Here is a 22,887-nt window from a genome sequence, read left to right as displayed (position 1 = left end):
TGTCATGCTAATGATTTAAAGCGGCTAAAATACCTTTGATGGTGGCAGTGGCACTGAAGAAAGGCACATTTTGGCTTAACGCAAAGTAATTCAATGGTTCAGCTGTGTCTTGTTCTTGCGCGCCGTTGATCACCAAGGCCACCTGGTCGCTGGTATAGTCGGCCAATTGGTCAGCCTGGGTGATGGTTACGGGCTGGTAACCCCCTTGGGTCAAGGCTTGGTTCAAATCAGTGTCTGTTGCGGCAGTTGGATCCAACAAGGCTATTTTTCCAGGTGTGGCGGCTGGAAAATGATAGCTGTCCACTAAGGCGGCCTTTAAAGCCGTTGGGAAATCGGCGCCGCGGCCAATGGTTTCACCAGTGGATTTCATTTCAGGCGATAAGGCCGTGGCCATCCCAGGTAACTTCATAAAGGAGAAAACCGGGGCCTTCACCGCAACGGTTTCAGGCTCGGGGTCGCAGCCAGGGTGTAAGCCCACTTCGGCTAACGATTCACCTAAAATCAACCGGGTGGCTAATTTTGCCAAGTGGTGGCCGGTGACTTTGCTCATAAATGGTACGGTTCGGCTAGCCCGAGGGTTCACATCGATGACATAAACGGCATCAGCACAAATAAATTGAATGTTCATCATCCCCACACAGTGAACTTGTTTGCCGATTTTAGTGGCAATGGCAATGATCGCCGTTTTTTCAGCAGCGGTTAAATGTTGGGGCGGGTAAATGGCAATGGAGTCCCCTGAATGAATGCCTGCGCCTTCTAAATGTTCCATGATCCCAGGAATGAAGATTTCCTTGCCGTCACTGAGAATATCCACTTCACATTCACGTCCGGTGACATAGTGGTCGATTAAAATCGGTTGATTAGGGGCTGCCGCCATGGCTTTGGCCACGTAAGTTTCCAATTCGGCTTCATTGTGCACTTCGGCCATGGCCCGGCCCCCAAGCACATAACTTGGCCGCACCATCACGGGATACCCAACTTGTGGGGCAATGGCCTTGGCTTCAGCTAAATTCATCGCCGTGGCGCCAGGTGCTTGGCGAATGTGTTGGGCCTGTAACAGGGCCTCAAATTCGTGGCGATCCTCCGTTTGATTGATGCCGTGCAAGGAGGTGCCAAGGATTTTCACGCCTTGGGCTGCTAAGGCGCTGGTCAGGTTAATAGAGGTTTGCCCCCCAAATTGCACGATGACGCCTAAGGGCTGTTCCAGTTCAATAATGTTCATGACACTTTCAATGGTTAACGGTTCAAAGTATAACTTGTCTGAAATCGAGAAATCAGTGGACACGGTTTCAGGGTTGTTATTGATAATGATTGCTTTGTAGCCGGCTTGCTGAATCGCTTGCACACAGTGAACGGTGGTGTAATCAAATTCAACTCCTTGTCCGATCCGAATGGGACCCGAACCAATCACCACAATACTGTTGGTTAAAGGCTGGCTTTCATTTTCACCTAAGAAATAACTGCTGTAAAAATAAGGCGTTTCACTGGCAAATTCACCGGCACAAGTATCAACCATTTTATAAATCGGGTGTAAGGCTTGGGTATGACGTAAGGCTTGAATGTCAGTGGCCGTTTTGTCAGTGGCCGCTGCGATCATGTCGTCGCTAAAGCCATTTTGCTTGGCAGTGGCTAATAATTCAGCGGTTAATGTGGTTTGACCTAGCTTCACAAACAGCTGCCAAATATTGTTCAATTTGTGCAAGAAGTACAAGTTGATTTGCGTTAAATCCGCAATTTTATCTAGCGACCAACCGCGTTTTAAAGCTGCAAATAATTCAAAGAGCCGCTGGTCAGTCGGGTGTTGCAATTGAGCCGCCAGTTCAGCGTCAGTATAGGCTTTTGCCGGCACCAGTTGGGCTTGTAAGGTGCTGCTAACTTCCAATGACGCAACTGCCTTCAGTAAGGCTTCTTCCAGCGTTAAGCCGATCCCCATGACTTCCCCGGTGGCCTTCATTTGGGTGCCTAATTGGCGTTGGGCACTGGTGAATTTATCAAACGGCAAACGGGGAATCTTGGCCACCACGTAATCCAAAGCGGGTTCAAATGCTGCATAGGTGGTTTTCGTCACGGGATTTTGGATCTCACTTAAATTCAATCCCACGGCAATTTTAGCGGCAATTTTAGCAATTGGATAGCCAGTGGCCTTAGAGGCTAAGGCTGACGAGCGGCTGACCCGGGGGTTGACTTCGATCACGTAGTATTGGTCACTATCGGGATCTTGGGCTAATTGGACGTTACAGCCGCCTTTGATGTCCAAGGCTTCGACGATTTCCAAAGCGGCATGCCGCAGGCGTTGATATTCCGTGTCCGTTAAGGTTTGCGAAGGGGCGACGACAATCGAATCACCGGTATGAATGCCCACTGGGTCAAAGTTTTCCATGTTACAAACGCTGATTTTATCCCCGTTTTGATCCCGCATGACTTCGTATTCGATTTCTTTGTAGCCGGCAATGCTTTTTTCAATCAAACATTCGGTGGCTGGCGACAAGGCCAAACCCCGTTTGCCAATGGTCACCAAACTGTCGTGGTCGTTGGCAATCCCGCCGCCAGTGCCGCCTAGGGTGTAAGCTGGCCGTACGATCACAGGGTAGCCGACTTCATCGGCAAATTGTACCGCGTCGGCTAATGTGTGCACTGTAAGACTGGCGGGAATCGGTTGATGTAACTGTTGCATCAACTCTTTAAAGGATTCTCGATCTTCGGCTTGGTTAATGGTTTCTAGGCTCGTGCCTAACAATTTAATGTTGTATTTAGCTAACACGCCGGCGTCGTTTAGTTCAACCGCCATGTTCAGGCCAGTTTGGCCGCCTAAAGTGGGCAACAAAGCATCCGGCCGTTCTTTGGCCAAAATGGCACTTACAGAATCCAAGCTAATTGGATCTAAGTAAACTTCATCCGCAATTTCATCGTCGGTCATGATCGTCGCTGGGTTGGAGTTGATCAAGACCACTTCATAACCTTCTTCACGCAGGCTGAGGCAGGCTTGGCTGCCAGCGTAGTCAAATTCAGCGGCTTGGCCAATGACGATGGGGCCAGAACCGATTACGGCAATTTTATGAATGTTCAGATCTTTAGGCATGTTGGAGCACCTCTTTTGCCATCAATTGTTTGAATTCTTGGAAGAAAATTTGGCCGTCTAACGGACCAGGATTGGCTTCGGGATGGTATTGAACGCTGATCACTGGTAAGGCTTTGTGCGCCAAGCCTTCGACGGTATTGTCGTTGCCTTCAACGGCGGTGATCTTCAGGTCAGTTTGCGCTACCGAAGCAGCGTCAACGGCGTAACCGTGGTTTTGGCTGGTCATGATCGTATGACCGGAAGCCAATAATTTAACCGGATGATTTTGCCCGCGGTGCCCAAATGGTAAGGCGTAAGTTTTGGCACCATTCGCCAGCGCTAATAGTTGATGGCCTAAACAAATACCAGCAACCGGATAATGGTGCTCTAATTGTTGTAACAGCGGCAGGCTGTTTGGATAAGCCGTCGGGTCATCGGGGCCGTTGGAAACGAAGATGCCGTCAGGATTTAAGGCGGCAATCGTTTCAAAATCCGTTTGGTAAGGCAAAACGGTCACTGAACAGTTTTGTTTGAGTAGTTGTTGAATGATCGCATGTTTGATCCCGAAGTCTAACAAGACAACGTGGTAGTCGGCATGTAAGGGATGGAAGCTTTCTTGTTCCAGGCAAGGTTGTTTATCCAGTTGCTTGGCCAAAACTTTATATAAGGAAGCAAAGTCTGTGGCCGCAACGGGTTCATTGCTTAAAATAGCCTGCATCGTGCCATTGACCCGAATGTGCTTGGTGAGAGCCCGGGTGTCAATGCCGCTAATGCCAGGAATTTGTTCGGCGGCTAAAAAGTCATTTAAGGATTGCTGATAATCATGGTGGGTGATCTCAGCGTCTAAGTGGCGAATGATCACCGCTTGGCAACTGGCTTTTGGCGCCTGATTTTGATGTAAGTTAATGCCATAAGTTCCAATTAAAGGATAAGTAAACGTTAATAATTGGTTTGTATAGGAAGGATCCGTAATGGCTTCTTGATAGCCGGTCATGCCGGTGTTGAAAACAACTTCGCCAGCGGCTAATGCATGGGTGGCACCAAAAGCGACGCCGGTGAACGTCGTGCCATCTGCTAAGGTAAGGTATTTTTGCATTGAATTCATATCCTTTCGCAAATATTCAGTTTGATTGTTACTAGTAAACCGCATTTTTGAGCAAAGGTCAACTGAAAAATGATTATTTTAGCATATTAACTGCTAAATAGTGCATATTTTTGGAATTATCCAGTTATTTTTGCATAAAAATAAAAAAACCTTGCATTTTCGTGTCATCTGCCGTAAGCTATTTGCAAATGATAAATCGACTAAAAATTCATGAGAAATGAATATTGATTATTAGAGAGATGATGAGAAATGAAAACAGCCTTAGTCGGGGTCACCGGTTATGGCGGCATGGTGTTATACCAATTGCTCCAACAACACCCAGCCGTTACGGAAATTAACCTTTATGGACACAGTCAAACAACAGATCAACCTTTAAGTGAAGCCGTACCCATGTTTGGCATTAGCGCCACTGCCATGATTCATCCTTATGATGTGGCAACCATCATGGCCGCCAACGATGTGGTGTTTTTCGCCACCTCGGCTGGGGTCACCTCACAAGTGGCCGCACCCTTTATTGCCGCCGGCTTTCCAGTGATCGACTTGTCTGGGGATTACCGCTTAAAGCAACCGGCGACTTATGAAAAGTGGTACCACAAGCCAGCCGCACCACAAGCGGCTTTAGACGCAGCTTACTATGGCTTAGCCGAATTTGGGCAAGTTGGGAGCGCCAAATATGTGGCTAATCCAGGTTGTTACGCCACCGCCACATTGTTAGGTTTAGCGCCACTGGCACAAAACGATTTGATCCAACCGGATTCAATTGTGGTCGATGCCAAGTCAGGCACATCTGGCGCAGGTAAAAAGTTGGCTACGTCAACGCATTTCAGCCAAACCAACGAAAACCTACAATTGTATAAAGTGGATCAGCACCAACACATTCCAGAAATCATGCAACAATTACAAGCTTGGAATCCAGAAATTCCGGCCATTGAGTTTACCACCACGTTGATCCCAGTGACCCGCGGCATTATGAGTACGATTTATGCCAAGGTCAAACCTGGCACCACAGCCGAGCAGTTAGTCGCTGCGTTTGAAACCACTTATCAACACGCCGACTTCGTCCGATTTGGCGCAACGTTACCAATGTTAAAACAAGTGCAAGGCACCAATTTCTGTGACCTGGGGTTGCAATACAACCCCGTCACCCACAATGTCACCGTGGTCAGCGTCATCGATAACCTGATCAAAGGGGCAGGGGGCCAAGCCATTCAAAACTTAAATCAAATGTTTGGGCTAGACGCGGCGGCAGGTTTGCCAACCCACGTGATCATGCCTTAAACCGTTACACGGGAAAGGGAGTTATCTTATGACAGAAAAAACCATCACAACATTAACAGAATTCAAATGGCCGCAAGGGTTCGCTTCAGACGGCGTTCACGCTGGGTTACGCAAAGAACGCAAGGACATGGGGTGGTTGTACTCTCAAGTACCTGCACAAGCAGCTGGTTGTTACACCACCAACCAATTTCAAGCGGCGCCAACGGCTTTGACCAAAAAGACTATTAACGTGAAGCATGAATTACAAGCCATGGTGATGAACAGCGCCAACGCCAATTCATGTACTGGTGAACAGGGCGAAAAAGATGCCGCCACCATGCAAGCGTTAGCCGCTGAAAAGTTGGGCATTGCGCCTGAATTAGTGGGGGTTGCCTCCACAGGGTTAATTGGGGCGAACTTGCCCATGGACATTGTGAAAGCCGGCATTGCCCAAATGGAACTGACGCAAAATACCGCCGTTACCGAAGCGATTTTAACCACGGACTTACATCCTAAGACGATTACCGTGACCTGCGAAGTTGGTGGTCAAACCGTCACCATTAGTGGTTTTTGTAAAGGCTCTGGGATGATCCATCCGAAAATGGCCACCATGTTAGGCTTTGTTACCAGTGATGCCAACATTGCTGGCACGCAATTACAAGCCTTACTCAGTGCAGAAGTGGATAGCACCTTTAACCAGATCACCGTCGATGGTGATACCTCCACCAATGACATGGTGGTGGTCATGGCTAACGGGTTAGCAAAGAATCCTGAACTGACCCCTGACCAAGCGGATTACAGCACGTTTGCCACCGCCTTACATCAAGTATTAGCCTTTTTGGCCCAAGCCATCGCCGCTGACGGCGAAGGCGCCACGAAGTTAGTGGAGGCCAATGTGAAAGGGGCCGCTAACGGCGCTGATGGGCAAAAGGTGGCCAAAACCATCGTCGGCTCGAACTTATTAAAGGCTGCCATTTTCGGCGAAGACGCCAACTGGGGCCGGGTGATGAGTGCCATTGGTCAAACGGATGCGCAAGTGGACATTCACCATGTGTTCGTTTGGTTAAATGGCTTGGCCTTGGTTGAAAACAGTCGCAGTGCGGCGTTTGATGAAGCTGAGATGAAAAAAGCCATGCAAGCTGAAAAAATCGTGTTGGACGTTGATTTAAATAGCGGGGCCGCCACTGGCCAAGCCTGGGGCTGTGACCTGACTTATAAGTATGTCCAAATTAATGCTAGTTATCGGAATTAAGTTTTGAAATGAGGTAAATGATTTATGAAAGAGACGATTGTCATCAAGATTGGCGGCCATGCAAGTGATCAATTGCCGGTCAGCTTTTATCAACAACTGAAAAAGTGGCGCGAAGCTGGTAAGCAGATTCTGATCGTCCATGGTGGCGGTCCGCAAATTTCTGAATGGAGCAGCGCCCTAGGCCTCTCCGTTGAGAAAAAAGATGGCATTCGTGTCACGGATGAGCAAACGTTGGCGGTGACCAAGGCCGTGTTACTGGGCGTCGTGCAGCCGAATATTTGCCAAGCGTTGGCGCACCACGGCTTACCTGTGATTGGGTTGAATACCAGCGACAATGATTTGTTAACAGGCGACTATTTAGACGAAACCGTTTATGGTGAAGTAGGCCAAGTGCAACACATTAACCAAGATCGGTTAAATGAGTTGTTGGCTGATCAAATCGGGGTGTTAGCGCCGTTGGCCGAAACGGCGGATGGTGAATGGTTAAACGTCAACGCGGATGTGGCGGCGGCAACGATTGCCGCGCAGTTAACCGCGTCCACCTTAGTCTTGCTGACGGATGTGCCTGGTGTGCTGGCCGCTGGTAAAGTAGTGCCACAACTGGATGAAGCCCATGCCCATGAATTATTTGTTAAAAATATTATTAAATCAGGCATGCAGCCAAAAATTAAGGCGGCGTTTGAAGCACTGAACCAAGGGGTGGATAAAGTGTGGATCACGGACAATATTGCCCGGCCTGGGACGTTATTACACGAGTCACCAATTATGGAAAGTAAAGAAGGTTAGTTTTATGGAACATGTATTTGAAACTTATCAACGGTATCCTTTTGATTTAGTCTCAGGCCATGATTGGCACTTGACGGATGATTCAGGGAAGACGTATTTGGATTTTACCAGTGGGATCGGTGTTTGCAGTTTTGGTTACAGCAATCAAGTGATTCAGGATAAATTAACCGCACAAGCGGCTCAAGTTTGGCATACCACCAACTTGTACGAAAGTCAGTTACAAGAAGAAGTGGCCACCTTATTGTGTCCAGAAGGGATGCTGGCCTTTTTCTGTAATTCTGGGACTGAAGCCAATGAAGCAGCTTTGAAACTAGCACGGAAAGCCACCGGCAAAACCACGATTTTGTCCTTTAACGACAGTTTCCACGGCCGCTCTTATGGCGCCATGTCCATGACCGGCAATCCCAGTGTTCAAGCGGGTTATAGCCCCCTGGTACCAGGGATTAAGTTTGCGGATTACAATGAACCAGCGGCCATTGATCAGATCACACCCGACTTAGCAGCCGTGATTTTAGAAGTCATCCAAGGGGAAGGCGGCGTTAATCCGGCCAAGGCCCAGTGGTTAAAGCAAGTTGAAACAGCTTGTAAAGCCAACCAGGTGTTATTGATCATTGATGAGATCCAAACAGGGATCGGCCGAACCGGGAAGAAGTTCGCTTATGAATATTACGACTTAGACCCCGACATCATTACCGTGGCCAAAGCGTTAGGCAATGGGATCCCTTGCGGCGCAATGCTGGGTAAACAGGCGTTGGCACCTGCTTTTGGACCTGGTAGCCATGGCACCACATTTGGTGGGAATAAATTAGCTATGGCGGCCGCTACTGGGGTGTTGGAACAGCTGACACCTACCTTTTTGGCAGAAGTTCAAACCAAAGCCGCTGCCATGTGGCAAGTGTTGCAAAATGAAATTGCCACATTACCAGTGGTCACCCGTGTCACCGGTATGGGCTTGATGATCGGCATTCGGTTAAAGGATGACGCCGTGGCCAACGACATTGTGATCCAATTACAACGCGCCGGCCTGTTGACCTTAACCGCTAAGCATAATACCATTCGGTTATTGCCACCATTAGTGATGCCGCAAGCCGAATTATTAGGTGGGCTGGCACTGATCAAACGTGCGCTTCAATCCGTGAAAGGGGTAACAGCATAATATGACTAATCATTTTCAAAATACATCATTCTTAAAAGAAATCGACTTTACCACGGCCGAACTCAACTATTTCATCGACTTTGCCTTGCATTTAAAGGATATGAAAAAGAAAAACATTCCGCACAAATACTTACAAGGTAAAAACATTGCCTTATTGTTTGAAAAAAATTCAACTCGGACGCGCTCAGCCTTTACCGTGGCCAGCGTTGACTTAGGGGCCCATCCTGAATTTTTAGGCAAAAATGACATTCAGTTTGGTAAAAAAGAATCCACCAGCGACACCGCCAAAGTCTTAGGCAGTATGTTTGACGGCATTGAATTCCGAGGCTTTGCGCAGGAAACTGTTGAAACCTTAGCCGCAGATAGTGGGGTTCCCGTTTGGAACGGCTTAACCGACCAATGGCACCCAACGCAAATGATTGCCGACTTTATGACGTTAAAAGAACATTTTGGCCATTTGAAAGTCTTGACCTTAACTTACTTAGGCGACGGTCGGAACAACATGGGCAATTCGTTGTTGGTCACAGCGGCTAAATTAGGGGTCAATATTCATATTGGGGCGCCTGAAAGCTTGTGGCCAGCCCAAGACATTGTGGACTTGGCCAAAGCCGAAGCCGCCAAACATGGCAGTGACGTTTTGTTAACCGCTGACCCACAGGAAGCAGCTGCCGGTTCAGACGCCTTGTATACGGACGTTTGGATCTCCATGGGGGAAGACGTGGATCCAGCAGAACGGATCAACGCTTTGAAACCTTATCAAATCAACCAAGCCTTGTTAGACGCCACCGGCAAAGATGATACCATTGTGTTGCATTGTTTGCCTGCCTTCCACGATCACAAAACCACTGTTGGCAAGCAATTAGGCGAACAATTCCACATGGACGCTTTGGAAGTCACGGACGACGTGTTTAACGGCCCACATTCAGTGGTTTTTGAAGAAGCTGAAAACCGGTTACACTCGATTAAAGCGGTGATGGCTGCGACTTTAGGGGATTTATTTATTCCAGATAGTTTGTTTGATGAAAAGTAAAGCTTAATACTAGCGTGCGATTTACCTGAAAAGGCAAGTCGTGCGCTTTTTTTGATGTCTTAAAATAATAACGGTTGAATTGCGTAAATTAAAGTATCAAGGATTAATAAGTTGCTACAAATTTGTAGCAATACTATGCTTGAAATATGATTTAAAGGCGCTTTTATGTACGCAAGTCAGGCTACGATACAACGCTTTTTACTGGATTTTAAACGGGCTATTTCGCATCAGGATTGGGAAATTGTGCAACGTCGGGCCAGCTATGCCAGTGTGACGGGCATGACGCCAGCAGCGATTCGGATTGTACTTTTGCAGTTAACGCCGGCAGATTATGTGGCAGGACCTGAGCGAGATCGCAATCGTCCTGGGGAATACGTTTGGAAGTTTCGCAAATACGGCCTTACACCAAGCTATTTGTACATTAAGGTCAAATTGGTTGCAGGCCACGCTAAGGTGCTTTCATTTCATGAGACGATTGATGGATAAAGAGGACAATGAAATGGTAACTGAAGTTAGAATGGTGACTGAAACGTATCACTTACACGGTCAAACGATTGAAGCGTGTGTACCAGCACGTTTTGATTTGAAGACGGGCCACCAAGTATTTGATGAAGTGTTGGATGAGCAGGCTATTCAACAAGCATTTACAATTTATCGGTGCAAAAATCAAATTATTTCAGTGCAACGTATCAAAACATTACGCCAAAACTTAGGGTTAAGTCAGCGTGATTTTGCGGCTTTGTTAGGCTGGAGCCCAACGACGATTGCGACTTATGAAACCGGCACGTTGCCTTCCCATGCTCATAATAGTGCGTTACTGGCCTTGGAACAAGATCAGCAACATGTCCAATTTCTATTCACTGTGAATCGTGAAAAGATCAGTCAACGCGGTCAAACGGCACTGTTGGCACAGCAGGCACCTGTGGCGGCGCAAGTCTTGATTGAAACGGGGATCACTGAAAGTTTTCAAGCCACAAATCAGACGATTGTTGCAGGGTATCAAGTCTTTGATCTGAAAAAATTTGGTCAATTTGTGAGTTTCTTTTTACAACAAGGACCTCATTGTGATGCGCGGCAATTAAATGATTTATTAGCCACGGCTGACTTTACTTTTTTCGGACAACAGACAGTCGGTATTAGTGGGATGGTGTACTGCAAACCAGCAACCAAAGTCGAGCCGATCAAGCGCCAATTAGTGTATGGCGCTTTGGTGAATTCAGGTGTACTTGCCGAAACGGCAACTGGCTATCAAGCAACACAGGCAGTTGATGAAACTTGGTTTACAGCGTTAGAATTAGCAACCATGCAGGCAGTGGCGCAGTCTGGACCAGATGAGAAAATGTTGCAACGCATTGGAACGGCTGACGAAATTGCCTATGATCGCGTGAACTAAAAAATCGGCTACTCATTTTTCGAGTAGCCGATTTTTTAGTTTAGCTGATGGACGTCTTGTTGTCGTGGCACCGGCAAAACCGTCGCCGTATCTTTGGTGAGCAGGGCCTCGGTTAATTGAACTGCACTTAGCGTACTGTTTTCGTAAGGCTGGAAATAGTAAGTGGGTTGGCTTAGTTGCATGTAGCCGCGGTACTGGGTGTAGTCGGAATTGCCATTGGTTTGTAATTTCAGGTTTTTGGCAATGTCGAACGGCTCTAACAAGTGATTAACGGTGTTAATGGCTGCTTGATCAGACATGCGTGGGGCAAATTGGCGGGTGTAGGCGGCGCGGACAAAGCGGGAAGTCGATGTATAGTCGCCAGGTAGGCCCAAGGCGCCGGAACCAGGGCCAATTTCTTGGGCCGTGTAATCGTGGAATTGGCGCTCAGGTTGACTGCCATTTTGCAGTTGCACGTAATTGCCAAGGTTTTGTTGGTGCCATTCAAAGTTGGGACTGTTGGTCATGACGCCGACTGGATCGTTTAACCAATGCAGGCCGTCTGCGCGAATTTCTAAAACGTTGCAATGGCCAGCTTGATCGGTAATGATCCAATGTAGCGGCACGTTGGCATGTAGCAGCGGCAATTCAAAGTTAACTACGTTGATTTGATCTAAATCAGCAGCTACATCCGCGTTATTCTGATGCAGCCCTAACAGCCAATTTAGCAATTCAAAGGAAGCCAGATTCAATTTATCGGCAGCAGGGGTATCCGTGTACTGGGCTTGGCCAGAGAAATAGAGTGCCGCCGCACTAAGGCCAGTTTCATTAACGCCATCGACTAAAATATAGTCTTGCAATTTAGCGCCGGCGCCTACAAACCCGTAACGTGTGGTGAACTGACTGCCTGTCACGCTTTGAAACGTGTAATGACGTGGCAGTACCACTGGCTCACCACCAAGCTCAAAGGCGAAATCCATGGTGCGGGCTAACCAGTAATGGCCATCACTGGTTTGATAAGTCAAACTTGTACACATGTGCAAAACTTCTTTCGTTGGGGATTACGTTTAGTTTAGCACGCTGCGCCAGGGAATGCGACGGCCATTAAAATGTGAAAAAAGTGAGGTGATCAGGTGAAAATTACAAAAAAGCAACGCTGAAAGCCATCAGCGTTGCTTAAGCATTATTGATTGTTGCCATCCGGTAATAACACCGTTTGGTTGTCACCGTCATCGTAAACCATCACATATTCAGGAAACTCGCTTTGGAACGCAAACTGGGTATCAAAGCGGGCAATCATTTGCTTGTTGTAAAGGTAATCGTAGCTGACATGGCCCTTTTGGCTGGAAAGCCGGAAGGTCAGGGTATCGTCCATAGGTAGGACGCCTTGTAAGTATTGGTCGATAATGAACCAAAATTCATCGATCATTTCACCAGGTAATTTTGCGATCACATCGTAAGTGGCAAAGCGTTGTTGATTGGCTGCAAACATAAAGTGGGCCTCCTTTGGCCTTAACAGGCGTTCGTAATGTTCATTGTGGTTCTATGCTAGCACTTTTAAATTAAAAACCAAAGCAAACTGCTCTTTAAAATTGGGCTTTGATCAATTGGGCCAGTAGCTGAATCCCCCGGCGAAAATCAGCAGGTTCCGCGTAAGCAAATGAAAAACGAATGGCCTGGCTTTTTCGAAAACTGTACACGGTGCCGGGATTAAAGAGGATGCCCTGTTGTTGAGCTGCTTGAAACAGGCGGGTTAAGTTTAAACGTGGATCAAACTTGACCCATAAGTAGAAGCCGCCTGTTGGAGCCTGCCAAGTGGCGTAAGGGGTGAGGTAGGTGGTGACGGCGTCTAAAGCTGCCTGGCAGCGCTGGGCCAGTTGCTGGCGCAAATCGGTTAAGTAAGTTTGATAAGCCGGTTGGGCTAAAATCGCCGCGTAGGTGCTTTGGGACAGGGAGCTGGCGCCGTAATCGGTTTGCATTTTCACGTCGGCTAAGCGCTGAATAATCGGTTCTGGCGCCACGACCCAGCCTAAACGTAGGCCAGGCGCTAAGTTTTTGGAACAAGTGCCCAGGTAAATCACCGCGCCCGTTTGGTCTAACGCCTTTAACGGCGCCGGTGGTGGGGTGGTGAACCACAAGTCTTGATAAGCCGTATCTTCAATAATCGGCAGTTGTCGTTTTTGGGCAAAGGTGAGTAAGGCTTGGCGTTGGGCCAGCGTCATCACTTGGCCAGTGGGGTTGTGAAAACTGGGAATGGTGTACAGCACTTGCTGCGCAGGGGTTTCCGGCAGTTGCCAGTAGGCCAGCCCACTACCCGTTAGCGGAAGCCCCACCAGCTGGATGCCTGCCGATTGAAAGACTTCCAAGGATTTTAAGTAGGTGGGATTTTCAGTGTAAACCGTGGCCTGCTGATTTAACAGGGACACGGAGATCAGTTGTAAGGCCTGTAAAGACCCTGAGGTGATCAAAATTTGGGCCGGTGTGGTGTGAATTTGCCAGCGTTCTAACTGCGTAACCAGCTGTTGGCGCAAGGCCAGGTCGCCTTGTGGGGGTAAGTAATTCAGTTGGGTCAGTTGGTCGCTGACTTGTTGTAAGGCAGTTTGAAACAGTGCCTTGGGCAACAAGCTAGGGGCGAGTTCCCCGGTGCTTAAGCGTAACGGCGTGTTAAATTCAGTGCGATTAATGGTTTGAATGGTGGGTAAATTGGCATTAAACGGGCCACTGGCCACATAATCGGCCCAATTGAGATTTTTTTGTTGCATCAGTAAGGACCAAGTATTGCTAATGATCGTGGTGCCGCCGCCACGGTGGCCGCTGATCAAGCCAGCTGCTTGTAACTGTTGGTAAACCAGACTAATGGTGCTGCGATTTACCCCGAGCTGTTTCGCCAAAACGCGTTGGGCCGGTAAAGTTTGGCCCACCAACCAATTGCCTTGGGCGATCTCTTGTTGGCAATATTGAATCAATTGCTGGTACAGGGGTTGGGCGGTGTCTTGCCGTTGCCAATGGAATTGCACTTGCATGGTGCCACCTCTTTCAGATTTGGCTGGGTTAATCAATTGGATTTGGCTGGTTGCAGCAACCTAAAAACCAGTTAAACTAAGGCTATCATAACATAGTTTGGATGGGTGAGAGATGACAACATATTGGCAAGGCATTGGGTTTGGTTTGGCGTATATTGCCCCAATTGGCCTACAAAATTTATTCATGATCAAAACCGCATTGGCTCAGACCCGACCACGGGCGCTGATCGTGGCCGGCTTTGTGACTTTTTTTGATATTTCGTTGGCGTTAGCCTCGTTTTTTGGGATTGGGCAGTTATTGGTAACCTTTCATTGGTTAAAATTGCTGATTTTATTGGTAGGCAGCCTAGTGATTTTAGTCATGGGGTACGGTTTATTGCGGGAAAAACCCGACACGACCTTAGCCCCTAGTCGTGACTTTCGTTATGGGGCGGCTTTTGTCACCGCTTTTAGCGTGGCCTGGTTAAATCCCCAAGCGATTTTAGATGGGACCTTGTTGTTAGGCGCTTTTCGGGTATCGCTACAAGGAGCGGCTGCAGATTGGTTCGTCATCGGGGTGTGCACGGCGTCAATTTTATGGTTTTTCGGGATCGCGTTGACACTGACCTGGCTGCGGGAACGGTTTAAGCCCAGCTTTTTAGTGGGGTTAAATCGAATTTGTGGCGTGGTGATCTTGGTGTATGGGTTGCGGTTGATGGTCGATTTCATCAAAGCGGTGGCCTAATCAGTCAGTTGTTCGAGCTGTTTCAGGCCAGCCACAATGGCCTGCTTGGAATACTGGCCGGCTTGTAATTGCGTATCGTTGTACTGATTTAACGTGTTGTAAAACCACAAGCTAAGCGCCATGAATTTTGGCTCCGTCATGGCATAGCGTAACTTTAACAAGCGAGCAGCCGCAGCGCCATAGGCTTGCTGGTGGATCAACTGTTGCAATTCAGCTTGATGCGGCAAGTTTTGGGCCTCTTTTGCCGGAAAGATAATTTCGGTTTGCGCAGCGCCTTTACGCTGGGCCAGCAGGTAACCTAAGCCTTGGGCAAAGCTGTTGATCTGCCGCATGATCCAATCGTTTTCTTCAGTCATGCTAAGGGCTTCCTTTCAAAAAATGCCGACCACAGGGCTGTGATCGGCATTTTGATTAATGTTCAATTTGATAGGTCAGTTGGACCATTTCGCCGATTTTTTCGGTGTGGGTCAGGTTTAACGGCACATCTTTCAGTTGGGTGTGCAGTAATGGGATACCTTCACCTAACAGAACAGGGGCAATGGTGATGATCAATTCATCGATTTGCTGGGCTTGGAGTAACACTGCAAATAAGTCCACGCCACCGACTAACCAAATGTCGTTGCCAGGTCGGGTCTTCAGTTGTTCAACAAATTGGACCACGTTGCCGGCGACCACGGTAGCGTTATCTTCCGTATCGTGTAGTGTGGTGGAGAAGACGAAGTTTTGCTTATCGCGATAAGGATAGCTACCCGCTAAGTTGTTGGCTTTTAAATAGGTTTTACGCCCCATGATCACTGTATCGATGGTGCGATAAAACTTTTGATAGGCTTGGTCAGCCTGAGAAGTATTCAGTTGTTGGAGCCAGGTCATACCGCCGTTTGCGTCTGCAGTATACCCATCTAAACTTTGAATCAAATACAAAATTACTTTACGTTGCGTTGCTGCCATTTAAATCAACCCCGTTCGACTAGTATTTTGTGAAACAATGTTTAAATTTATTATACCTGAAAACGATTGCAAAAGCGAATTGAAACAATAACGATGAGGTAATGTGTTTGCTAAAAAACAGTTTGCTAGCCTGAGTTAAAGCGCTACAATGAAAACAAATGAATGGGGTGAACGCAGGTGCATGTGACAGCGACCATGATGGTCATTTTGATTGGGTTAGGTTTTTTAGCGGGGTTTATTGATTCGGCGGTAGGCGGTGGCGGTTTGATCTCCCTACCAGCGTTAATGTTTAGTGGCTTGCCGCCAGCCGCTGCGGTGGGGACCAATAAAATTATTGGTGCCGCAGGGTCGTTCACCAGCACTTTGATTTTTCGACGTTCTGGAAAAATCAATTTAAAGTTGCTGCGGTACTTAATGCCATTTACGGTGGTGGGGGCGTTACTAGGCGCCTGGGCGGTGACGCAGATCAGTTCCAACGTGTTAAAGCCGTTAATGTTGATTTTGTTGGCGGCGGTGTTGGTGTACACGATTTGGCATCGTAATTGGGGCGCCAAGTCCACTTTTAAACAGCTAACGGGTTGGCACTGGGTTGGTTTTGCGCTGGTGATCGGTGCGTTAGGGTTTTACGATGGCTTTATTGGCCCAGGTGTGGGGTCTTTTCTGATTTTTGCCTTTCTCAGTTTAGGCTTTGATTTCTTAGGGGCAGCCGGCAACGCGAAGTTGTTGAACTTAACCAGCAATGTGGTGTCGCTGATCTTGTTTATCGTGTTAGGACACGTCCATTTTTTAATTGGCTTACCGATGGGCGTCGCCAGTGTGATCGGGTCCTTTTTAGGGGCACGGATCACGTTGAAAATGGGCACGCAGTTTATTCGGGTGATTTTCATTGGCATGACATTGATTTTATTATTAAAGAATACTTGGGATTATTTCCACTAAAAAACTGCCGCAATGGGCAGTTTTTTTGTTAAGCTTTAGGACCAGGTTCCGAAGCGATGAGCTGTAAGTCGCCTTGTAAGGTCCAGGATTTTACGTCAAAGGGTAGGAAGAAATGCTGACCGCGTTGAATGGGATAATCGGTGCCATCCACCGTGATCATGCCATTACCATCTAACACTGAAACCAAAGTATAAGGGGCAGTGGTGCGGTTTAACGTCAATGACTGGGTGACGCGCCATTGGTAAACGCTAAAGTAAGGCGCCTTGATGTAAGTGGTGATCGTCGCCCCTGCTTGTGCATCAGTTTGGATGTCTAAGGTTGGCATTTTAAAGGGCACCGTGGTCACGTCGATGGATTGTTGCAAGTGGAGTTCACGTTTTTGGCCGGATTTAGCGTCTACCCGATCGTAGTCGTATAACCGATAAGTGGTGTCGCTACTTTGTTGGGTTTCTAAGGCCATAATGCCCTTCCCCAAAGCGTGGATCGTGCCGCTTGGGACATAGTAGAATTCCCCGGCTTTAACGGGCACGTGTTCAAATAGATCTTGCCAGTCGCCGGCTTCGATCAATTGTTTTAATTCAGCGCGGGTTTGTGCTTTGTGGCCGTAAACCAATTCAGCGCCAGGTTCAGCAGAAATAATGTACCAGCATTCTGTTTTCCCCAGCTCATGTTCGTGTGCTGCGGCGTAAGCATCATCCGGATGGACTTGAACGGATAAATCGGCTTCAGCGTCTAAAATCTTAGTGAGTAATGGGAAAACAGCACCTTGGGCATTGCCGAAAACGTCCCGATGCTGGGCCCAAACTTGGTCCAGTGTAAGCCCTGCGTAAGGGCCATTGATCACCGTGCTTGGACCATGGGGATGGGCTGAAATGGCCCAACATTCGCCCGTTAAATCGCTGGGAATATCATAACCAAAGTCAGTTTTTAATTTTTTGCCGCCCCAAATTTTTTCTTGAAAATAAGGTTGTAAAAAGAAAGGTTCTGCCAACAAAATCACCTCATCATTAATAGTTGCCTTCAGTTTACCATAGTGGTCTGGACCTGACACAAAATAACGCGATGTAAGCGATTGCGATTCGTTTTACTTGAAATGACGGCCTGAATTCGCCATGATCAGAATTGGGTTGAGAAAAAGCTTGCACTTACAAAAAGTAAGTGATATATTAATGGTGAACTTAAAACAGAAGGGAAGATTTGAAATGGCAAAATTTCCAGCTTATGATCAAAAAACAATTTTAGACGACTTGCAGGCGGCAGCACCCAATGCAGTGATCAAAACCGATGCAGCGAGTTTAGCCGCGCATAAAAATGCGCCTAACGGTGTTGGCAGCGCTGATGGTGATTTGTTGGCCTACGTTGAAGTTGGCGATGAAGCGGATATTCAAGGCGTGCTGAAAGTAGCGCGGTATTACCATTTACCTGTGATCCCACAAACCACTGCTACTAGTACTGTTTCTGGCTCTGACGCCGTTAAAGGTGGCATTTTATTATCCTTGAAGCGCATGAATCAAATTTTGGAAGTCAGCCGTGCCGATCAAGTTGCCGTGGTGCAACCAGGTGTGATCAACAAAGACTTGGATGATGCCGCACGTAAAATTGGGATGTTTTACGCCCCAGATCCTGGTTCAAAAGGCATTGCTGCAGTTGGGGGCAATGTTTCCACCAACGCAGGTGGCATGAGCACCGTTAAATATGGTGCCACTAAAGATAACATTTTAGGCTTACACGTGATCTTAGCAGATGGGCGCAAAGTCGAATTAGGCCATCGCACGTTGAAACAAGCCTTTGGCTACAACTTGACCCAATTGTTTGTCGGCGCAGAAGGGACTTTGGGCATTGTAACGGAAATTACGGTTAAATTGATGCCATTGCCTTTAGGCACCCCAATTACGGGGTTGGCTTTCTTTGAAAACATGACCGCTTTGGCGAAAGCGGTCACCGAAGTGCGAGCTTCAGGTGTTTACCCAGCCATGTTGGAAGCGTTGGATAAGCCAACTTTAGGCGCGTTAGACCGTTACGAAGGCACCCATTACGCCGATGAAAGTGGCGCCATGTTGATCTTGCGGTTAGATGCCGGTGGTCAAGAAGCGTTGGCTAAAACGCAAAGCGTCTTAGAAGAATTTGGCGCGTTAAAAGTCCAAGTCACCAGTGATGAAAAGGAACAAGCTGCCATTTTGAAATTACGGCAAGACATGTTGCCAGCCGTTTTTGCCAATGGCAACCACGTGATGGAAGATATGGCGGTGCCATTATCTAAACTTGCTGAAATGATGGATTACATTGCTAAACTGGCCAAAGACTTAGACCTTGAGATCTATACGGCCGGCCACGCTGGTGACGGTAACGTGCACCCATCGATTATCTGGCCTAAGGCAGAAACTGAAGTCCCAGCCAAAGTCACCGAAGCTTTACAATTAATGTTCCGCAAGGCCTTGGCACTTGGCGGCACGATTTCAGGTGAACACGCAGTTGGGATGTTGAAAAACCAATGGAACGCTGAAGAATTAGGCCCTGAGGTGGATCAATTACAACATCAGATCAAATCATTATTAGACCCAATGAACATTTTAAATCCAGGTCGTAAGATCAACTAAATCTGAGTGGGCCATAATGCGTTTAGCCTTCGAGTATTAGCGAAAAAATAGGTAGAACTCTGAATTTTGAGTTCTACCTATTTTTGTGGCTAAAGGTCGAAGGTTGCATTATGGCGCACGTTAGAGGCCAACTTTGTTCCTTTTTTCAGATGGATTCAAAGTTGGCCGGGTGCGGTGCGCAAATCAAACTAAGTCATGATAGCCCGGCTACTTTTTTGTGACGGGCAGGTGCCATTTTCTGAAGGAACCTTGGTTTTTTAGTGAAGAATTGATGACGATTACGGCCGTTTAAGTTCCAGTTAAGCCAGCTTTCATATGCTGAATTTATCAGTTAAGTGAAAGGACTGTAGGCGAAGATGGAAGCTTTTCAATTTTTAAAAACGAAACCGATGACGGCCGAACCAACCTTAGGCCGCACTATGATGTTAGACAAAGGATTAGGCTTAAATGCCGTTGATGATTTGATTGCCACTGCTGGCGAAGATATTAGTTTTGCTAAGTTTGGGTGGGGGACGACGGCGACCATGGATCGGGAGCTGATCTTGGCGAAAACGCATAAGTACAATGCAGCCGGGATTATGCCGTATCCAGGAGGCACCTTGTTGGAAATTGCCGCAGCCACAGGCCAGTATGATGAGTTTTTGGCAGAGGCGGATGCGTTGGGCTTTAAAGGCATCGAGGTTAGCGATGGCTCAACGCAGATTGACCATCAAAAGCGGCAACAGTTGATCACACAGGCGCGAGATGCTGGTTTTTTTGTCATCTCTGAAGTTGGCAAAAAGAATCCTAAGCTCGACCATGAACTGACTACCCGGGAGCGGATGACCACCATTGCGGCGGATTTAGCAGCCGGCTCAAATTATGTGATCATTGAAGCGCGCGAAGCCGGGAAAAATATCGGTATTTATGATGCGCAAGGCCAAATCGTCGATGATGAATTAGCAGCAATCACCACCCATGGCATCGACCATTTGATTTTTGAAGCGCCGTTAAAAGCGCAACAAGTGGCCTTGATCTTAAAATTTGGGCCGCAAGTGAATTTAGGCAATATTGCGTCGGATGAAGTGACGGCGCTGGCTACCTTGCGTTACGGGCTGCGTGGCGATACCGTCGGTCGGGTTTAGCCATGAAACGAATTTTTATTGTGCGGCATGGTAAAACCCAGTGGAATTTGGAAAAGCGCCTGCAAGGGGCGCACGGCAATAGCCCGTTATTGTTAGCGGACCTTACGGACTATCAGCGGCTAGCGGCGTATTTAGCGCAGTATTCATTTACCGCTTGGTATAGCAGCCCGATTCCCCGCGCGTTTGCAACGGCACAGGTGGTGCAAATGCAGCTCGGCCAACAGGCGCCGATCCAGCCGGTGCCTGATTTGGCAGAGTTAGGCTTTGGCTTGTGGGAAGGGGAGTTACGTGCTGACCTGGTGGCCCGTTCGCCACAATTATTCGCAAAACTCTCCCGGCGTGAAAATGATCCTGAACTAGCGGCCTTAGGCGTGGAGGACTTTGAACAAGCCCGCCATCGGTTTGCCAGAGCCATTTATAAAATCAGCGAACAGCTAGGGCCAGACGACAATGCGCTGGTTTTTTCCCACGGCGGCATTAGTCAGTTGGGCATTAAAACGTTAGTCGGCAATGAGCACTTATTAGGCCTGAAAAACTTGTCCACGTCGATTATTGGCTTTGTGGCGCACCAAGCTTATTTGGATGTTTATAATCAAACCGCGTATTTACAACGGGTAGACCTGAATGAAGGCAATACGTCGATTTAACGCAAAAAGCCGGGCCCAAATTACTTATTTTGATTTGCGCACCGCACCCGGCCGATTTTAGATTTACCTCCTAAAATCTCTAGCGTTAGATTTTGCTAACGCAAAATTTTATTTCGGAGGATGACCATTCTGGCGGACGAAAACCGTCACGCCAGAAACATGGCATCTAAAAAAAGGAACAAAACTTGCCTCTAACGTGTGCCATAATGCAGATTCCGACCTTTAACGGTAAAGCCCCCTAAGACTCAAAGAGCAGAGTCTCAGGGGGCTTTTCGTTAATACTCGGAACCTAAACGCATTATGGCTCACTCATTTTATGACAACTTCTTTTCCATTTGAACGCGGTAAGGTTGAAAGCCTACCACTTGGCAAAAATCTTGGAGTTCACGTTCGCCTTGCCAGTAGTTAAGCAACAATTTATGCGCGCCGTTGATCCGGGCACTTTTTTCAATAAAGCTCAGCAGTGCTTGCCGGGAACGGGTTTTTTCGAATTGCGGCAGAATAAACAGCTCGTGGATCTCAGCTTGTAGCTGAATGTGATTTTGAAAATCGATTTGATAACTGGCATAGCCAGTCACTTTGCCAGTGTCGGTTACGCTAACGATAAAATGGAGCCCAGGCAGGGTGACAAGTTGCTGGGCAAAGGCCATTTCAACGTGGTCGTAATTATAAGGGGCAAAAATGTCGGGCTGTTTTTGGTGCCGAAAGGTTTGCAAAGGTTCATTTAAACGGGCCAGGAGCTGGGTGTTTTTGGTTTCTAGGACTTGAATTTGCAAGACGATTCACCACCTTCATTTATAAATATCGCAATGTATGCGGTTACATACCTTAGCATAATAAAAAAAGGTCACCAAGTAAAGACTTGATGACACTTTTTTTAAATTATTTGCCCGCCTTGATCAACGCATCGGTGACCAATTTTAACTGACCGCGGGTTGCCAGTGGATCGTAGTAGTACATTTTATTGAAAGGTAGGGAAATAATGTGTTTGGCTTTAACGGCCTTTAATGATTTCCAAACTGGGTTTTTCTTCATGGCCACTAAATCAGGGTCTTTTTGACCTTTGCTGCTGGAAGTGGTGACGAACATGTAATCTGCCTGGTATTTTGGTAAGGATTCAACGGAGATCTCTTTAAAGCCCGCGCCAGAATCTACTTTTTTCAGGCTCTTTGGCAAGCTAAAGTTTAAACCAACCGTTAATGCTTGACCGCCGCGACTGAACCCGGTGCCGTAAGCGTATAATTTGCCACTTTGCATTTCGTAGATCCCAATGGTTTTCTTGGTGCTAATGCCGGCTTTCTTCAAACGAGCAGCTTGTTTGTTGCTGGCCTTTTGGAAGGACTTTTTAAAAGCTGTTGCTTGGGACTTACGGTTTAACAATTTGGCAAAGTAATTTAATGATGGGTATAATTGCTGGGTTTTGGTATAAGGAATTTCCACCGTTGGGGCGATTTTTTCCATTTTTTTGGTGTCGCTATCGGTGCTGGTGATGATCAGATCAGGCTTTAATTTCATCACCGTTTCGGCGTTCATCGGCGTGCCCACATCCTTGATGCTAGCCACTTTGCGTTGACTTAAGTAAGGGTTTTGCATTTCTAACTTCGTGGATCCCACCACGTTGACGCCTAAGGACATGACTTGGCCTAAGTACAAGCCAGCCACCACGCGTTTGGGATGGTTGGGCACTTGGACGGTGCCATTTTGTGCTTTAAAAGCGTGGGTATCCGCTGCTGCGGCTGGTTTGGCCAAGCCCACAAAGGCCAAGGTAATGATCAGCAGGCTCCCCAAGTAACGTGTTAACTTTTTCATCATAAAAAATTACCTCCTAAAGTCTCTAAGGACTATTTTGCTAACGCAAAATCTTATTTC

Annotated in this window: 22 protein-coding genes; 12 read left to right on the top strand and 10 right to left on the bottom strand. The window is 47.4% G+C overall.

What is annotated here, in order from left to right; translation table 11 throughout:
* Positions 1-7 precede the first annotated feature (7 nt).
* Together carB and FC07_RS15010 are read right to left on the bottom strand one after the other, a co-directional pair.
* The gene (carB, locus tag FC07_RS15015; protein WP_057905889.1) at positions 8-3,079 is read right to left on the bottom strand and encodes a carbamoyl-phosphate synthase large subunit; all 3,072 of its coding nucleotides are present in this window, start codon (positions 3,077-3,079) and stop codon (positions 8-10) included.
* The gene (locus tag FC07_RS15010; protein WP_057905888.1) at positions 3,072-4,154 is read right to left on the bottom strand and encodes a carbamoyl phosphate synthase small subunit; all 1,083 of its coding nucleotides are present in this window, start codon (positions 4,152-4,154) and stop codon (positions 3,072-3,074) included. The genes carB and FC07_RS15010 overlap by 8 nt, the downstream gene beginning before the upstream one ends.
* A gap of 258 nt (positions 4,155-4,412) precedes the next feature.
* Between FC07_RS15010 and argC the strand changes: the two genes are divergently transcribed.
* The 7 genes from argC to FC07_RS15720 all read left to right on the top strand — a co-directional run bounded on the left by argC (position 4,413) and on the right by FC07_RS15720 (position 11,037).
* Positions 4,413-5,441, top strand: coding sequence for an N-acetyl-gamma-glutamyl-phosphate reductase (argC, locus tag FC07_RS15005; RefSeq protein ID WP_057905887.1), 1,029 nt, complete (start codon positions 4,413-4,415; stop codon positions 5,439-5,441).
* Between the two features lie 28 nt (positions 5,442-5,469).
* Entirely contained in the window at positions 5,470-6,672 is a 1,203-nt protein-coding gene (gene argJ, locus FC07_RS15000; RefSeq protein ID WP_057905886.1) for a bifunctional glutamate N-acetyltransferase/amino-acid acetyltransferase ArgJ, read from the top strand.
* A gap of 24 nt (positions 6,673-6,696) precedes the next feature.
* The gene (gene argB / locus FC07_RS14995; protein ID WP_057905885.1) at positions 6,697-7,458 is read left to right on the top strand and encodes an acetylglutamate kinase; all 762 of its coding nucleotides are present in this window, start codon (positions 6,697-6,699) and stop codon (positions 7,456-7,458) included.
* Between the two features lie 4 nt (positions 7,459-7,462).
* Positions 7,463-8,614 (top strand): acetylornithine transaminase, encoded by a 1,152-nt coding sequence (locus FC07_RS14990; protein ID WP_057905884.1) that lies wholly within the window; start codon positions 7,463-7,465, stop codon positions 8,612-8,614.
* 1 nt (position 8,615) lies between these two features.
* Positions 8,616-9,644: an ornithine carbamoyltransferase gene (gene argF / locus FC07_RS14985; RefSeq protein WP_057905883.1), complete on the top strand. Its 1,029-nt coding sequence runs from the start codon at positions 8,616-8,618 to the stop codon at positions 9,642-9,644.
* Positions 9,645-9,809: 165 nt separating this feature from the next.
* Positions 9,810-10,130 (top strand): type II toxin-antitoxin system MqsR family toxin, encoded by a 321-nt coding sequence (locus FC07_RS14980; RefSeq protein ID WP_057905882.1) that lies wholly within the window; start codon positions 9,810-9,812, stop codon positions 10,128-10,130.
* Between the two features lie 13 nt (positions 10,131-10,143).
* Entirely contained in the window at positions 10,144-11,037 is an 894-nt protein-coding gene (locus FC07_RS15720) for a helix-turn-helix domain-containing protein (protein ID WP_083483356.1), read from the top strand.
* Between the two features lie 35 nt (positions 11,038-11,072).
* Here the strand turns inward: FC07_RS15720 and FC07_RS14970 are convergent, their stop codons facing one another.
* The 3 genes from FC07_RS14970 to FC07_RS14960 form a co-directional block, all read right to left on the bottom strand.
* Entirely contained in the window at positions 11,073-12,053 is a 981-nt protein-coding gene (locus FC07_RS14970; RefSeq protein ID WP_057905881.1) for a choloylglycine hydrolase family protein, read from the bottom strand.
* A 146-nt stretch (positions 12,054-12,199) separates the two neighbouring features.
* Positions 12,200-12,508, bottom strand: a complete 309-nt coding sequence (locus FC07_RS14965; RefSeq protein WP_057905880.1) for a DUF960 family protein — start codon at positions 12,506-12,508, stop codon at positions 12,200-12,202.
* Positions 12,509-12,602: 94 nt separating this feature from the next.
* A complete protein-coding gene (locus tag FC07_RS14960; RefSeq protein WP_057905879.1) occupies positions 12,603-14,039 on the bottom strand; it encodes an aminotransferase-like domain-containing protein in 1,437 nt (478 codons plus the stop codon).
* Between the two features lie 112 nt (positions 14,040-14,151).
* On the opposite strand from FC07_RS14960, the gene FC07_RS14955 reads away from it, so the two are divergent.
* Positions 14,152-14,763: a LysE/ArgO family amino acid transporter gene (locus FC07_RS14955; protein ID WP_057905878.1), complete on the top strand. Its 612-nt coding sequence runs from the start codon at positions 14,152-14,154 to the stop codon at positions 14,761-14,763.
* Here FC07_RS14955 and FC07_RS14950 read toward each other — a convergent pair.
* Both FC07_RS14950 and FC07_RS14945 read right to left on the bottom strand, forming a co-directional pair.
* Entirely contained in the window at positions 14,760-15,119 is a 360-nt protein-coding gene (locus FC07_RS14950; protein ID WP_057905877.1) for a DUF6483 family protein, read from the bottom strand. The genes FC07_RS14955 and FC07_RS14950 overlap by 4 nt on opposite strands.
* A 55-nt stretch (positions 15,120-15,174) precedes the next feature.
* Positions 15,175-15,711, bottom strand: a complete 537-nt coding sequence (locus FC07_RS14945) for a dihydrofolate reductase family protein (protein ID WP_057905876.1) — start codon at positions 15,709-15,711, stop codon at positions 15,175-15,177.
* Positions 15,712-15,888: 177 nt separating this feature from the next.
* Here FC07_RS14945 and FC07_RS14940 point away from each other — a divergent pair, with 177 nt between their 5' ends.
* A complete protein-coding gene (locus FC07_RS14940; RefSeq protein WP_202813456.1) occupies positions 15,889-16,650 on the top strand; it encodes a TSUP family transporter in 762 nt (253 codons plus the stop codon).
* Positions 16,651-16,678: 28 nt separating this feature from the next.
* Here the strand turns inward: FC07_RS14940 and manA are convergent, their stop codons facing one another.
* Positions 16,679-17,641 (bottom strand): mannose-6-phosphate isomerase, class I, encoded by a 963-nt coding sequence (gene manA / locus FC07_RS14935; protein ID WP_057905875.1) that lies wholly within the window; start codon positions 17,639-17,641, stop codon positions 16,679-16,681.
* 211 nt (positions 17,642-17,852) lie between these two features.
* Between manA and FC07_RS14930 the strand changes: the two genes are divergently transcribed.
* The 3 genes from FC07_RS14930 (at position 17,853) to FC07_RS14920 (ending at position 21,018) form a co-directional block, all read left to right on the top strand.
* Positions 17,853-19,247 (top strand): FAD-binding oxidoreductase, encoded by a 1,395-nt coding sequence (locus FC07_RS14930; protein ID WP_057905874.1) that lies wholly within the window; start codon positions 17,853-17,855, stop codon positions 19,245-19,247.
* A 356-nt stretch (positions 19,248-19,603) separates the two neighbouring features.
* Positions 19,604-20,371 carry a phosphosulfolactate synthase gene (gene comA / locus FC07_RS14925; RefSeq protein ID WP_057905873.1) on the top strand — a complete coding sequence of 256 codons (768 nt, stop codon included), beginning with the start codon at positions 19,604-19,606 and terminating at the stop codon, positions 20,369-20,371.
* Positions 20,372-20,373: 2 nt separating this feature from the next.
* Complete coding sequence (locus FC07_RS14920) at positions 20,374-21,018, top strand: histidine phosphatase family protein (protein WP_057905872.1); 645 nt, start codon at positions 20,374-20,376, stop codon at positions 21,016-21,018.
* A 314-nt stretch (positions 21,019-21,332) separates the two neighbouring features.
* Here the strand turns inward: FC07_RS14920 and FC07_RS14915 are convergent, their stop codons facing one another.
* The gene (locus FC07_RS14915) at positions 21,333-21,794 is read right to left on the bottom strand and encodes an N-acetyltransferase (protein ID WP_057905871.1); all 462 of its coding nucleotides are present in this window, start codon (positions 21,792-21,794) and stop codon (positions 21,333-21,335) included.
* 106 nt (positions 21,795-21,900) lie between these two features.
* The gene (locus FC07_RS14910; RefSeq protein ID WP_057905870.1) at positions 21,901-22,830 is read right to left on the bottom strand and encodes an ABC transporter substrate-binding protein; all 930 of its coding nucleotides are present in this window, start codon (positions 22,828-22,830) and stop codon (positions 21,901-21,903) included.
* Positions 22,831-22,887: the final 57 nt, after the last annotated feature.

It is taken from the genome of Loigolactobacillus bifermentans DSM 20003 (assembly GCF_001434575.1).
GTDB classification, from domain to species: domain Bacteria; phylum Bacillota; class Bacilli; order Lactobacillales; family Lactobacillaceae; genus Loigolactobacillus; species Loigolactobacillus bifermentans.
The sequence above is the reverse complement of the archived record's forward strand: the minus strand, read 5'-3'. Positions and strand labels throughout refer to the sequence as shown.

Coding starts and splice junctions, on each gene's coding strand:
- carB (WP_057905889.1), bottom strand. CDS start 3,079: ATGCCTAAAGATCTGAACATTCATAAAATTGCCGTAATCGGTTCTGGC.
- FC07_RS15010 (WP_057905888.1), bottom strand. CDS start 4,154: ATGCAAAAATACCTTACCTTAGCAGATGGCACGACGTTCACCGGCGTC.
- argC (WP_057905887.1), top strand. CDS start 4,413: ATGAAAACAGCCTTAGTCGGGGTCACCGGTTATGGCGGCATGGTGTTA.
- argJ (WP_057905886.1), top strand. CDS start 5,470: ATGACAGAAAAAACCATCACAACATTAACAGAATTCAAATGGCCGCAA.
- argB (WP_057905885.1), top strand. CDS start 6,697: ATGAAAGAGACGATTGTCATCAAGATTGGCGGCCATGCAAGTGATCAA.
- FC07_RS14990 (WP_057905884.1), top strand. CDS start 7,463: ATGGAACATGTATTTGAAACTTATCAACGGTATCCTTTTGATTTAGTC.
- argF (WP_057905883.1), top strand. CDS start 8,616: ATGACTAATCATTTTCAAAATACATCATTCTTAAAAGAAATCGACTTT.
- FC07_RS14980 (WP_057905882.1), top strand. CDS start 9,810: ATGTACGCAAGTCAGGCTACGATACAACGCTTTTTACTGGATTTTAAA.
- FC07_RS15720 (WP_083483356.1), top strand. CDS start 10,144: ATGGTAACTGAAGTTAGAATGGTGACTGAAACGTATCACTTACACGGT.
- FC07_RS14970 (WP_057905881.1), bottom strand. CDS start 12,053: ATGTGTACAAGTTTGACTTATCAAACCAGTGATGGCCATTACTGGTTA.
- FC07_RS14965 (WP_057905880.1), bottom strand. CDS start 12,508: ATGTTTGCAGCCAATCAACAACGCTTTGCCACTTACGATGTGATCGCA.
- FC07_RS14960 (WP_057905879.1), bottom strand. CDS start 14,039: ATGCAAGTGCAATTCCATTGGCAACGGCAAGACACCGCCCAACCCCTG.
- FC07_RS14955 (WP_057905878.1), top strand. CDS start 14,152: ATGACAACATATTGGCAAGGCATTGGGTTTGGTTTGGCGTATATTGCC.
- FC07_RS14950 (WP_057905877.1), bottom strand. CDS start 15,119: ATGACTGAAGAAAACGATTGGATCATGCGGCAGATCAACAGCTTTGCC.
- FC07_RS14945 (WP_057905876.1), bottom strand. CDS start 15,711: ATGGCAGCAACGCAACGTAAAGTAATTTTGTATTTGATTCAAAGTTTA.
- FC07_RS14930 (WP_057905874.1), top strand. CDS start 17,853: ATGGCAAAATTTCCAGCTTATGATCAAAAAACAATTTTAGACGACTTG.
- comA (WP_057905873.1), top strand. CDS start 19,604: ATGGAAGCTTTTCAATTTTTAAAAACGAAACCGATGACGGCCGAACCA.
- FC07_RS14920 (WP_057905872.1), top strand. CDS start 20,374: ATGAAACGAATTTTTATTGTGCGGCATGGTAAAACCCAGTGGAATTTG.
- FC07_RS14910 (WP_057905870.1), bottom strand. CDS start 22,830: ATGATGAAAAAGTTAACACGTTACTTGGGGAGCCTGCTGATCATTACC.